Below are 11,416 nucleotides of genomic sequence, written 5' to 3'. Positions count from 1 at the left end.
GAGCAGGCTGCGCAGCATCCAGGCGGTCTTCTCGTGAACCTGCATGCGCTGGGTCAGCAGGTCGGCGGTGGGTTCGTCGGCGACCTTGTCGGCCAGCGGGAAGATGCTGCGCGCGGTGCGCACCACGGCTTCCTGGCCCTGGACCAGCAGGCGGATCATTTCTTCGGCGTCGGGCACGTCCTGCTCTTCCTTTATAGAGGACAGGTGGGCGTAGGCCGCGTAGGTGCCCGGCGCGGGGAAGCCGAGGGCGCGGATGCGCTCGGCGATGCTGTCCACCGCCAGGGCGAGTTCGGTGTACTGCCCTTCGAACATCAGGTGCAGGGTGTTGAACATCGGCCCGGTGACGTTCCAGTGGAAGTTGTGGGTCTTCAGGTAGAGGGTGTAGGTGTCGGCCAGCAGGCGCGAGAGACCCTCGGCGATGGCGGCGCGGTCCTGTTCGGCGATGCCGATGTCGATTTCCATGGCGTCTTCCTCGTGTGAAAGGTCCTGGCCAGGCTAGCACGGGGGCGGTCGCGATCCTTTTGGTTTGAGTCAAAGCATCCGATAGCTATTCTCTATCCGGAGGCGCGCCTTCGCACGGCGCCGGGGCGGCTGCAAGTCATGGTTTTTTCAGGCTATAATCCGCGCCTTTGCCGCGGGATGCGGGCTCGCGGCCACGACATAGCAGCCAAGGTGTCCCGATGCCGATTTACGAATACCAGTGCCAGTCCTGCGCGCATCAGCTGGAGACCATCCAGAAGTTCAGCGATGCGCCGTTGGTCGATTGTCCGGCCTGCAAGGCTCCCGAATTGAAGAAGATGTTGTCGGCGCCAGGCTTCCGTCTGGGCGGCGGCGGTTGGTACGAGACCGACTTCAAGACCGGAGCGAAGAAGAATCTGGCTTCCGGCGATGCCCCCGCGGCCTGTCCGGCCACCGGTTGCGGTGGCGGCGGCTGTTCCGCCAGCGAATGAGCGGTTCCACAGAATCCAAGACTTGCGAGAAGCGAAACACACCATGATGCGCAGCCACTATTGCGGCCAATTGAACGAAAGCCTGGACGGCCAGGTAGTCACTCTCTGCGGTTGGGTACACCGTCGCCGCGACCACGGCGGGGTGATCTTCCTCGACGTGCGTGATCGTGAAGGTCTGGCCCAGGTGGTATTCGACCCGGATCGCGTCGAGACCTTCGCCAAGGCCGACCGCGTGCGCAGCGAGTACGTGGTGAAGATCACCGGCAAGGTACGCATGCGTCCGGAAGGCGCACGCAACGCCAACATGGCTTCCGGCGCGATCGAAGTGCTGGGCTATGAGCTGGAAGTGCTGAACCAGGCTGAGACCCCGCCGTTCCCGCTGGACGAATATTCCGACGTTGGCGAGGAAACCCGCCTGCGCTACCGCTTCATCGACCTGCGTCGTCCGGAAATGGCCGCCAAGCTGAAGCTGCGCGCGCGCATCACCAGCAGCATCCGCCGCTACCTCGACGAGAACGGCTTCCTCGACGTCGAGACCCCGATCCTCGGTCGTCCGACCCCGGAAGGCGCGCGCGACTACCTGGTGCCCAGCCGCACCTACCCGGGCCACTTCTTCGCCCTGCCGCAGTCGCCGCAGCTGTTCAAGCAGCTGCTGATGGTCGCCGGCTTCGACCGCTACTACCAGATCGCCAAGTGCTTCCGCGACGAAGACCTGCGCGCCGACCGCCAGCCGGAATTCACCCAGATCGACATCGAGACCAGCTTCCTCGATGAAGACGACATCATCGCCATCACCGAGAAGATGGTGCGCCAGCTGTTCAAGGAAGTGCTGAACGTCGAGTTCGACGAGTTCCCGCACATGCCCTTCGAAGAAGCCATGCGCCGCTACGGTTCGGACAAGCCGGACCTGCGCATCCCGCTGGAACTGGTCGACGTCGCCGATCAGCTGAAGGATGTCGAGTTCAAGGTCTTCTCCGGCCCGGCCAACGATCCCAAGGGCCGCGTCGCCGCCCTGCGCGTTCCGGGCGGGGCGAGCATGCCGCGCAAGCAGATCGACGACTACACCAAGTTCGTCGGCATCTACGGCGCCAAGGGCCTGGCCTACATCAAGGTCAACGAACGCGCCAAGGGCGTGGAAGGCCTGCAGTCGCCGATCGTCAAGAACATCGCCGAGCCGAACCTGAACGTGATCCTCGATCGCGTCGGTGCGGTCGATGGCGACATCGTGTTCTTCGGCGCCGACAAGGCCAAGGTCGTCTGCGACGCCCTGGGCGCGCTGCGCATCAAGGTTGGCCATGACCTCAACCTGCTCACCAAGGAGTGGGCGCCGATGTGGGTCGTGGACTTCCCGATGTTCGAAGAGAACGACGACGGCAGCCTGACCTCGCTGCACCACCCGTTCACCGCGCCCAAGTGCACCCCGGAAGAGCTGGAGGCCAACCCGGCCGACAAGCTGTCCCGCGCCTACGACATGGTGCTCAACGGCACCGAGCTGGGTGGCGGTTCCATCCGTATCCACGACAAGGCCATGCAGCAGGCGGTATTCCGCGTGCTGGGCATCGACGATGCCGAGCAGGAAGAGAAATTCGGCTTCCTGCTGGACGCCCTGAAGTACGGCGCGCCGCCGCACGGTGGCCTGGCCTTCGGCCTGGACCGCCTGGTGATGCTGATGACCGGCGCGGCCTCCATCCGCGAAGTCATCGCCTTCCCGAAAACCCAGAGTGCCGGCGATGTCATGACCCAGGCCCCGGGCACCGTGGACGGCAAGGCCCTGCGCGAGCTGCACATCCGCCTGCGCGAGCAGCAGAAGGCCGCCGAGTAAACCGATTCAATCCGCGGCGGTGTCCCGAGGGGCGCCGCGCGCTGCACACGTGATACGGAGTGAGTTATGGCTGGTCATTCCAAATGGGCCAACATCAAGCACCGCAAGGAACGTCAGGACGCCAAGAAGGGCAAGATCTTCACCAAGCTGATCCGCGAACTCACGGTCGCGGCCAAGCAGGGTGGCGGTAACCCGGCGGACAACCCGCGTCTGCGCCTGGCCGTGGACAAGGCGCTGACCGCGAACATGACCCGCGACACCATCGACCGCGCCATCGCGCGTGGCGTGGGCTCGAACGACGCGGACAACATGGAGGAACTGACCTACGAAGGTTACGCGCCGAGCGGCGTGGCGATCATCGTCGAGGCCATGACCGATAACCGCAACCGCACCGCGGCGGAAGTGCGCCATGCGTTCAGCAAGTGCGGCGGCAACCTCGGCACCGACGGTTCGGTGGCCTACATGTTCGACCGCAAGGGGCAGATCAGCTTCGCCCCCGGCGTCAGCGAGGAAGCCCTGATGGACGCGGCCCTGGAGGCCGGCGCCGATGACGTGGTGACCAACGACGACGGCTCCATCGACGTCTTCACCAGCTTCGCCGACTTCATCTCGGTCAACGAGGCGCTGATCGCCGCCGGCTTCAAGGGCGACGACGCGGAGATCTCGATGATCCCCTCGACCACCGCTACCCTGGACCTGGAGACGGCGCAGAAGGTACTCAAGCTGATCGACATGCTCGAGGACCTGGATGACGTGCAGAACGTCTACTCCAACGCTGAAATCCCCGACGAGGTAATGGCGCAGATTGGCTGACGCCTGCACCGACGAGGGCAACGGGCCGGAAGTGGGAGCCGTCGGATTCGACCGCTCCGGCTTCCGGCTTTTGGTTTGCGCCCTATGACCCTGATCCTAGGCATCGACCCCGGCTCGCGCATCACCGGCTTCGGCGTGGTGAGGGATACCGGCCGCGGCTGCGAATACGTGGCCTCGGGCTGTATCCGCACTGGCAACGGCGTGCTCCATGAGCGCCTGCAGATCGTCTTCCGTGGCGTGCGCGAAGTGATCCAGACCTACCACCCGACCATGATGGGCATCGAGCAGGTGTTCATGGCCCGCAACGCCGACTCCGCGCTCAAGCTCGGCCAGGCGCGCGGTGCGGCCATAGTGGCGGCGGCGGAAGAGGGGCTGGAGATCGCCGAGTACACCGCCAGCCAGGTCAAGCAGGCCATCGCCGGTACCGGCGGGGCGGACAAGCAGCAGGTGCAGTTGATGGTCATGCATCTGCTGAAGCTGACCCAGAAGCCGCAGATCGACGCTTCCGACGCCCTGGCCATCGCCCTGTGCCACGCCCACACCCGGCAGAGCCTGGTGCCCCACGGCCTGGCCACGGCGCGCCGGCGTGGCGGGCGCCTGCGCCTGTAATCGACAACTGCAAGGACCCTGAGCCGTGATTGGACGCCTGCGTGGCACCCTGGCGGAGAAACAGCCGCCGCACCTGATCCTCGACGTCAACGGCATCGGCTATGAGCTGGAAGTGCCGATGACCACCCTGTACCGCCTACCGGCCCTTGGCGAGCCGGTGACCCTGCACACCCACCTGGTGGTGCGCGAGGACGCCCACCTGCTCTACGGTTTCGCCGAGAAGCGCGAGCGCGAGCTGTTCCGCGAGCTTATCCGCCTGAACGGCGTCGGCCCCAAGCTGGCCCTGGCCCTCATGTCGGGACTGGAGGTCGATGAGCTGGTGCGCTGCGTGCAGGCGCAGGATACTTCCACCCTGGTGAAGATCCCCGGGGTCGGCAAGAAGACCGCCGAGCGCCTGCTGGTGGAGCTCAAGGACCGCTTCAAGGCCTGGGAGAACATGCCGGCGATCGCCACCCTGGTCACGGAACCGAAACGGGTGGCAACAGTCTCAAGCGCCGAGGCGGACGCCGTCAGCGCGCTGATCGCGCTAGGCTTCAAGCCGCAGGAGGCGAGCCGCGCCGTGGCCGCCGTGGAGGAAAAAGGTTTGTCCAGCGAAGAACTCATCCGCCGCTCGCTCAAGGGCATGGTCTAGGTAGCCGCGCATGATCGAGACCGATCGCCTGATCTCGGCCGCCACCGGCGGCCCTCGCGAGCGCGAGGAGCAGCTGGACCGCGCCATCCGCCCGCTGAGCCTGTCCGACTACATCGGCCAGCCGAGCGTGCGCGAGCAGATGGAACTGTTCATCAGCGCCGCCCGTGGCCGCAAGGAGGCCCTGGACCACACGCTGATCTTCGGCCCGCCGGGCCTGGGCAAGACCACCCTGGCGAACATCATCGCCCAGGAGATGGGCGTGGCCATCAAGAGCACCTCCGGCCCGGTACTGGAGCGCCCCGGCGACCTCGCCGCGCTGCTGACCAACCTCGAGCCGGGCGACGTGCTCTTCGTCGACGAGATCCACCGGCTCTCGCCCATAGTCGAGGAAGTGCTGTACCCGGCGATGGAAGACTTCCAGCTCGACATCATGATCGGCGAAGGGCCGGCGGCGCGCTCGATCAAGCTCGACCTGCCGCCCTTCACCCTGGTCGGCGCCACCACCCGCGCGGGCATGCTGACCAACCCGCTGCGCGATCGCTTCGGCATCGTCCAGCGCCTGGAGTTCTACAGCGTCGATGACCTGGCGACCATCGTCGCCCGCTCGGCCGGCATCCTCGGCCTGGACATGGCCCCGGCCGGCGCCTACGAAGTCGCCCGCCGCGCCCGTGGCACGCCGCGTATCGCCAACCGCCTGCTGCGTCGCGTGCGCGATTTCGCCGAGGTGCGCGGTGACGGCAGCATCAGCAGCGAGGTGGCGGACAAGGCGCTGAACCTGCTGGATGTCGACGAACGTGGCTTCGACCACCAGGACCGACGTCTACTGTTGACCATGATCGACAAGTTCGACGGCGGGCCGGTCGGCCTGGACAACATCGCCGCGGCCATCGGCGAAGAAAAACACACGATCGAGGACGTGCTGGAGCCCTATTTGATCCAGCAAGGCTATATCATGCGCACGCCGCGGGGACGGGTGGTCACCCGGCATGCATACCTGCATTTCGGCCTGAAGTTGCCGAAGCGGATGGGTGAGGGGGCGATCACGGATCTTTTCTCCCCTGAAGATGGTAATTAATTGCATTTGTGGCTGATTGCCGATTGGCAAAGCCCGAACTTGGTTCTAGAGTATGCGCGCGCAACACGGGGGTCAGCCGTTCGAACATCGGTTCCGGGTCTATTACGAGGACACCGATGCGGGCGGCATCGTCTATTACGTCAACTACCTCAAGTTCATGGAGCGGGCTCGCACCGAGCGGCTGCGGGCTCTGGGCTTCGCCCAATCGCAGCTGGTGGGTGAGAACCTGCTTTTCGTCGTTCATTCGGCCGAGGCGCGCTACCACGCGCCGGCCCGGCTGGACGACGAGCTGATCGTCAGCGCCGAGATCGAGGAGTTGAACCGCGCGAGCCTGCGTTTCCGTCAACAGGTTCGTCGAGCGTCGGATTCGGTCCTGCTATGCGAGGGTCGTTTCCTGGTGGCGTGCGTGCGGGCAGACAACCTGAAGCCCAGAGCCATCCCCGAAGTGTTGCGTGCGGCATTTGCCGGCACTCCGGACACCCTTTCAGCAGGAGAATAACGTGGAACCGAACGTCGTCGACCATACCTCCATGTGGAGCCTGATCAGCAACGCCAGTCTCGTGGTGCAGCTGGTCATGCTGACCCTGGTGGCCGCCTCGGTCACTTCTTGGATCATGATCTTCCAGCGCAGCAACATGATGCGCTCGGCGAAGAAAGCCCTGGATGGCTTCGAAGAACGCTTCTGGTCGGGCATCGACCTGTCCAAACTGTACCGCCAGGCCGGCAGCAACCCCGACCCGGATTCCGGCGTCGAGCAGATCTTCCGCGCCGGCTTCAAGGAATTCTCGCGCCTGCGCCAACAGCCCGGCGTCGACCCGGACGCGGTGATGGAAGGCGTGGCCCGTTCCATGCGCGTGGCCATCTCCCGTGAGGAAGAGAAGCTGGAAACCAGCCTGCCGTTCCTCGCCACCGTCGGCTCGACCAGCCCGTACATCGGCCTGTTCGGCACCGTCTGGGGCATCATGAACTCCTTCCGCGGCCTGGCCGCCGTGCAACAGGCCACCCTGGCCACCGTCGCCCCCGGTATCGCCGAGGCGCTTATCGCCACCGCGATCGGCCTGTTCGCCGCAATCCCGGCGGTCATCGCCTACAACCGCTTCGCCGCGCGCTCGGAAATGCTGATCGGCCGTTACTACACCTTCGCCGACGAGTTCCAGGCCATCCTGCACCGCAAAGTGCACGCCAGCGACGATTGACCAGAGGGGTAAGCCGACATGGCAAGGGTCCGTCATAAACGCAAGCCGGTCGCGGAAATGAACGTGGTGCCATACATCGACGTGATGCTGGTGCTGCTGGTCATTTTCATGGTGACCGCACCGATGCTGAACCAGGGGGTCAAGGTCGACCTGCCCAAGGTTTCCAGCGAAGTGCTCCCGCAGGACAACGACTCGCGGGTGCTGACCATTTCGATCAAGGCCGACAAGACCTACTACTGGAACATGGGTTCGGAAGTCGACCCGGACCAGGGCAAGGGCAGCCAGACCGCCGTTTCCCTTGACCAGCTGGTGACCGCGGCCACCGCCATCCTGGCGCAGAACAGCAGCCAGGGTAAGAAAGTGCAGGTCTTCGTGCGTGGCGACAAGGCTGTCGACTACGGCTCTGTCATGGCTGTCATGGGCGGCCTGCAGAAGGCCGGCGTAGGAAATGTCGGGCTGATCACCGAGGCGCCCGGAACCTGATATGCACCAACTCGAACGCTCTCCATCGGAAGGCTACTTCTGGCCGGTCGTACTCGCCGTAGCGCTGCACGTCCTCATCTTCGCCATGCTCTTCGTCAGCTGGGCCATGACGCCCGAGCTGCCGCCTGCGCGGCCGATCGTGCAGGCTACGCTCTATCAGCTGAAGTCCAAGAGCCAGGCGACGCAACAGACCAACCAGAAGATCGCCGGGGAGGCGAAGAAGACCTCTGCCAAGCAGTACGAACAGGAACAGCTGGAGCAAAAGAAGGTCGAGCAGGAAGCGATAGCTGCGGCCAAGGCTGCGGAACAAAAGCAGGCCGACGACGCTCGAAAGGCTGCCGAGGCGGAAAAAGCCGCGGACGCTGCCAAGGCCGCCGAGGCGAAGAAGGCCGCCGACGCCGCCAAGAAGGCTGCCGAGGCCAAGGCCGCTGCCGAGAAGCAGCAGGCCGACATCGCCAAGAAGAAAGCCGAAGACGAGGCCAAGAAGCAGGCCGCGGAAGAAGCCAAGAAGGAAGCGGCGGAGGAGGCCAAGAAGAAGGCCGCCGAAGACGCCAAGAAGAAAGCCGAGGAGCAGGCCAAGAAACTCGCCGCCGCGGAGGACGCCAAGAAGAAGGCTGCCGCCGACGCCGCGAAGAAGAAGGCCGCCGCCCAGGCAGCGGCGAAGAAGGCTCAGGAAGACAAGAAGGCCCAGGCCCTGGCCGAACTGCTGTCCGACGACACGCAGCGGCAACAGGCCCTGGCCGACGAGCAGGGCAACGAGGTGGCAGGCAACTTCGACGACCTGATCCGCTCGCGGGTATCCGAGGGCTGGTCGCGACCGCCATCGGCCCGTAACGGCATGAGTGTTACCGTGCAGATCAACATGCTGCCCGATGGCACCATTACCAATGCGACCGTCGCCCGTTCCAGCGGCGACAAGGCGTTCGACAATTCCGCGGTGAACGCCGTGAGGAACGTCGGTCGCATTACTGAAATGCAGGGCCTGAGTCCCAAGGACTTCAATCCCTACCGTTCCTTCAAGATGACCTTCACGCCTGAGGACCTCACGCTGTGATCAAGATTTTCAGAGGATTGCTCATTGCCCTGCTCTGCGTGGCAGGCGTGGCGATGGCAGAAGAGAAGAACATTCTGGTGACCAGCGGCACCGATCGGGCCGTGCCGATCGCCGTGGTGCCGTTCGGCTGGCAGGGCGGCAACGTCCTGCCCGACGACATGGCCAACATCATCGGTAACGACCTGCGCAACTCGGGCTACTTCGAGCCGATTCCGCGGCAGAACATGATCAGCCAGCCGGCCCAGCCGAGCGAAGTGATCTACCGTGACTGGCAGGCCCTGGGCGCCCAGTACGTGCTGATCGGCAGCATCGTTCCCGCCGGCGGTCGCCTGCAGGTGCAGTACGGCCTGTTCAACGTCGCCACCCAGCAGCAGATCGTCACCGGCAGCGTCGGTGGCAGCGTCGAGCAGCTGCGCGACATGTCGCACTTCATCGCCGACCAGGCGTTCGAGAAGCTCACCGGCATCAAGGGCGCCTTCTCCACCCGCCTGCTCTACGTGACCGCGGAGCGCTTCTCGGCGGACAACACCCGCTACACCCTGCAGCGCTCCGACTATGACGGCGCGCGCCCGGTGACCCTGCTGCAGTCGCGCGAGCCGATCCTCTCGCCGCGCTTCTCCCCGGACGGCCGGCGCATCGCCTACGTGTCCTTCGAGCAGAAGCGTCCGCGCATCTTCATGCAGTACGTCGATACCGGCCGCCGCGAGCAGCTGACCAACTTCGAAGGCCTCAACGGCGCCCCGGCGTTCTCCCCGGACGGCAACCGCCTGGCCCTGGTGCTGTCGCGCGACGGCAACCCGGAGATCTACCTGATGGATCTGGGCTCGCGCCAACTGCGCCGCCTGACCAACAACGCGGCGATCGATACCGAACCCTTCTGGGGCAAGGACGGCTCGACCCTGTACTTCACCTCGGATCGTGGCGGCAAGCCGCAGATCTACAAGATGAACGTCAACAGCGGCGCCACCGACCGGGTCAGCTTCATCGGCAACTACAACGCCAACCCGAAACTTTCGGCGGACGAGAAGACCCTGGTGATGGTGCACCGTCAGGACGGTTTCACCAACTTCCAGATCGCCGCGCAGGACCTTCAACGCGGTAATCTCCGGGTACTTTCCAACACTACGCTGGACGATTCGCCCACTGTTGCGCCAAATGGCACGATGCTAATATATGCCACCCGCCAGCAGGACCGGGGCGTGTTGATGCTCGTGAGCATCAACGGACGTGTTCGGTTACCGCTACCCACCGCTCAAGGCGACGTGCGAGAGCCTTCCTGGTCCCCTTACCTGAACTGACGGTTGCCAACTGTTCCAAATTAATACACTGGGGTTCATTAGGAGTTACATGATGGAAATGCTGAAATTCGGCAAATTTGCCGTTATCGCCCTCGCCATGGCCGTAGCCGTTGGTTGCTCGTCCAAGAAAGGCGATGCTACTGGCGAAGGCGCCAATGGCGGCGTTGACCCGAACGCTGGCTACGGCGCCAACAGCGGTGCTGTCGACGGCAGCCTGAGCGACGAAGCCGCTCTGCGCGCTATCACCACCTTCTACTTCGAGTACGACAGCTCCGACCTGAAGCCGGAAGCCATGCGCGCTCTGGACGTACACGCCAAAGACCTCAAAGGCAGCGGCCAGCACGTTGTCCTGGAAGGCCACACCGACGAACGCGGCACCCGTGAGTACAACATGGCTCTGGGCGAGCGTCGCGCCAAGGCCGTTCAGCGCTACCTGGTTCTGCAGGGCGTGTCCCCGGCTCAACTGGAACTGGTTTCCTACGGTAAAGAGCGTCCGGTTGCCACCGGCCACGACGAACAGTCCTGGGCTCAGAACCGTCGCGTTGAGCTGAAGAAGTAAGACCCTATGCGCCTGCGATTTCTGACCTTGATGGTCTGCGGCCTGCCCCTGGTGGCAGCGGCCGCGGTTCCGGTGGTGGATGGTAACGATGGCGGCTACGCCAGCGCGCCGCCCGCGGGTTATGGCACCGCAGGCGCTGATGGTGCTTACGCCGGTGGCGGGGCGGCTTCGGCCGCTCCCGTCTCCGGGCAAGCCCAGCTGTTCATGCAGTTGCAGCAGATGCAGGACGAGATCGCTCGCCTGCGTGGCACCCTCGAAGAGCAGCAGAACCAGATCCAGCAGTTGAAGCAGGAAAGCCTCGAGCGTTATCAGGACCTCGATCGCCGCCTTTCCTCCGCTCCGGCGCCACAGACTTCCTCCACCGACGGCAGCGCCGCCGGTGCGGGCGCAGCGGCCGGTGCCGCCGCCGCCCAGCAGCAACAACCGGCCGCCCAGCCCGCGAGCAACGAGGCGGGTGATCCGGCGAAAGAGAAGCTGTACTACGACGCGGCTTTCGACCTGATCAAGGCCAAGGACTTCGACAAGGCCAGCCAGGCCTTCGGCGCCTTCCTGCGCAAGTACCCGAGCAGCCAGTACGCCGGCAACGCCCAGTACTGGCTGGGCGAGGTGAACCTGGCCAAGGGCGACCTGCAGGGCGCCGGCCAGGCGTTCGCCAAGGTCAGCCAGTCCTACCCGTCCAGCCCCAAGGTGCCCGACTCGCTGTACAAGCTGGCCGACGTCGAGCGCCGCCTGGGCAACAACGACAAGGCTCGCGGCATTCTCCAGCAGGTGGTCGCCCAGTACCCGGGCAGCTCCGCCGCGCAGCTGGCCCAGCGGGACCTGAAGAGCCTCAAGTAAGCCTCTTGTCGTTCATCTGAAAACGCCGTTTCTTCCAGCAGGGGGAAACGGTGTTTTTCATTTCAGCTGGGCATGCTCCTCCTGTAGGA

The 11,416-nt window shown here is 64.6% G+C and carries 14 protein-coding genes; 13 read left to right on the top strand and 1 reads right to left on the bottom strand.

Going from position 1 to position 11,416, the window contains the following annotated elements; all coding sequences use genetic code 11:
- Positions 1 to 462 (bottom strand): Dps family protein (locus tag P3W75_RS27045; protein WP_276230390.1); only part of this gene is annotated, 462 nt, incomplete at its 3' end.
- A 218-nt stretch (positions 463 to 680) separates the two neighbouring features.
- Between P3W75_RS27045 and P3W75_RS27040 the strand changes: the two genes are divergently transcribed.
- The 13 genes from P3W75_RS27040 (at position 681) to ybgF (ending at position 11,327) form a co-directional block, all read left to right on the top strand.
- Positions 681 to 950, top strand: a complete 270-nt coding sequence (locus tag P3W75_RS27040) for an FmdB family zinc ribbon protein (protein ID WP_276230389.1) — start codon at positions 681 to 683, stop codon at positions 948 to 950.
- Between the two features lie 43 nt (positions 951 to 993).
- Positions 994 to 2,772, top strand: coding sequence for an aspartate--tRNA ligase (gene aspS, locus P3W75_RS27035; RefSeq protein ID WP_276230388.1), 1,779 nt, complete (start codon positions 994 to 996; stop codon positions 2,770 to 2,772).
- Between the two features lie 66 nt (positions 2,773 to 2,838).
- Positions 2,839 to 3,585 (top strand): YebC/PmpR family DNA-binding transcriptional regulator, encoded by a 747-nt coding sequence (locus tag P3W75_RS27030; protein ID WP_276230387.1) that lies wholly within the window; start codon positions 2,839 to 2,841, stop codon positions 3,583 to 3,585.
- Between the two features lie 84 nt (positions 3,586 to 3,669).
- Positions 3,670 to 4,194 carry a crossover junction endodeoxyribonuclease RuvC gene (gene ruvC / locus P3W75_RS27025; RefSeq protein ID WP_276230386.1) on the top strand — a complete coding sequence of 175 codons (525 nt, stop codon included), beginning with the start codon at positions 3,670 to 3,672 and terminating at the stop codon, positions 4,192 to 4,194.
- Between the two features lie 25 nt (positions 4,195 to 4,219).
- The gene (gene ruvA / locus P3W75_RS27020) at positions 4,220 to 4,825 is read left to right on the top strand and encodes a Holliday junction branch migration protein RuvA (protein ID WP_276230385.1); all 606 of its coding nucleotides are present in this window, start codon (positions 4,220 to 4,222) and stop codon (positions 4,823 to 4,825) included.
- Between the two features lie 10 nt (positions 4,826 to 4,835).
- On the top strand, positions 4,836 to 5,900 hold the full coding sequence (ruvB, locus tag P3W75_RS27015) for a Holliday junction branch migration DNA helicase RuvB (RefSeq protein ID WP_276230384.1): 1,065 nt from the start codon (positions 4,836 to 4,838) through the stop codon (positions 5,898 to 5,900).
- A 52-nt stretch (positions 5,901 to 5,952) separates the two neighbouring features.
- Entirely contained in the window at positions 5,953 to 6,399 is a 447-nt protein-coding gene (gene ybgC, locus P3W75_RS27010) for a tol-pal system-associated acyl-CoA thioesterase (RefSeq protein WP_276230383.1), read from the top strand.
- 1 nt (position 6,400) lies between these two features.
- The gene (tolQ, locus tag P3W75_RS27005) at positions 6,401 to 7,096 is read left to right on the top strand and encodes a protein TolQ (protein WP_276230382.1); all 696 of its coding nucleotides are present in this window, start codon (positions 6,401 to 6,403) and stop codon (positions 7,094 to 7,096) included.
- 18 nt (positions 7,097 to 7,114) lie between these two features.
- A complete protein-coding gene (gene tolR, locus P3W75_RS27000) occupies positions 7,115 to 7,579 on the top strand; it encodes a protein TolR (RefSeq protein ID WP_276230381.1) in 465 nt (154 codons plus the stop codon).
- Between the two features lies 1 nt (position 7,580).
- Positions 7,581 to 8,633: a cell envelope integrity protein TolA gene (tolA, locus tag P3W75_RS26995; protein ID WP_276230380.1), complete on the top strand. Its 1,053-nt coding sequence runs from the start codon at positions 7,581 to 7,583 to the stop codon at positions 8,631 to 8,633.
- Positions 8,634 to 8,686: 53 nt separating this feature from the next.
- Positions 8,687 to 9,931, top strand: a complete 1,245-nt coding sequence (gene tolB / locus P3W75_RS26990; RefSeq protein WP_276230379.1) for a Tol-Pal system beta propeller repeat protein TolB — start codon at positions 8,687 to 8,689, stop codon at positions 9,929 to 9,931.
- A 52-nt stretch (positions 9,932 to 9,983) separates the two neighbouring features.
- A complete protein-coding gene (pal, locus tag P3W75_RS26985; RefSeq protein WP_009616943.1) occupies positions 9,984 to 10,490 on the top strand; it encodes a peptidoglycan-associated lipoprotein Pal in 507 nt (168 codons plus the stop codon).
- A gap of 6 nt (positions 10,491 to 10,496) precedes the next feature.
- On the top strand, positions 10,497 to 11,327 hold the full coding sequence (ybgF, locus tag P3W75_RS26980) for a tol-pal system protein YbgF (RefSeq protein ID WP_276230378.1): 831 nt from the start codon (positions 10,497 to 10,499) through the stop codon (positions 11,325 to 11,327).
- The last annotated feature ends 89 nt before the right edge of the window (positions 11,328 to 11,416 follow it).

The organism is Pseudomonas citronellolis, from assembly GCF_029335315.1.
Lineage (GTDB): Bacteria > Pseudomonadota > Gammaproteobacteria > Pseudomonadales > Pseudomonadaceae > Pseudomonas > Pseudomonas citronellolis_A.
This window is presented reverse-complemented; position numbering and strand designations above follow the sequence as displayed.

Coding starts and splice junctions, on each gene's coding strand:
- P3W75_RS27040 (WP_276230389.1), top strand. CDS start 681: ATGCCGATTTACGAATACCAGTGCCAGTCCTGCGCGCATCAGCTGGAG.
- aspS (WP_276230388.1), top strand. CDS start 994: ATGATGCGCAGCCACTATTGCGGCCAATTGAACGAAAGCCTGGACGGC.
- P3W75_RS27030 (WP_276230387.1), top strand. CDS start 2,839: ATGGCTGGTCATTCCAAATGGGCCAACATCAAGCACCGCAAGGAACGT.
- ruvC (WP_276230386.1), top strand. CDS start 3,670: ATGACCCTGATCCTAGGCATCGACCCCGGCTCGCGCATCACCGGCTTC.
- ruvB (WP_276230384.1), top strand. CDS start 4,836: ATGATCGAGACCGATCGCCTGATCTCGGCCGCCACCGGCGGCCCTCGC.
- ybgC (WP_276230383.1), top strand. CDS start 5,953: ATGCGCGCGCAACACGGGGGTCAGCCGTTCGAACATCGGTTCCGGGTC.
- tolR (WP_276230381.1), top strand. CDS start 7,115: ATGGCAAGGGTCCGTCATAAACGCAAGCCGGTCGCGGAAATGAACGTG.
- tolA (WP_276230380.1), top strand. CDS start 7,581: ATGCACCAACTCGAACGCTCTCCATCGGAAGGCTACTTCTGGCCGGTC.
- tolB (WP_276230379.1), top strand. CDS start 8,687: ATGGCAGAAGAGAAGAACATTCTGGTGACCAGCGGCACCGATCGGGCC.
- pal (WP_009616943.1), top strand. CDS start 9,984: ATGGAAATGCTGAAATTCGGCAAATTTGCCGTTATCGCCCTCGCCATG.
- ybgF (WP_276230378.1), top strand. CDS start 10,497: ATGCGCCTGCGATTTCTGACCTTGATGGTCTGCGGCCTGCCCCTGGTG.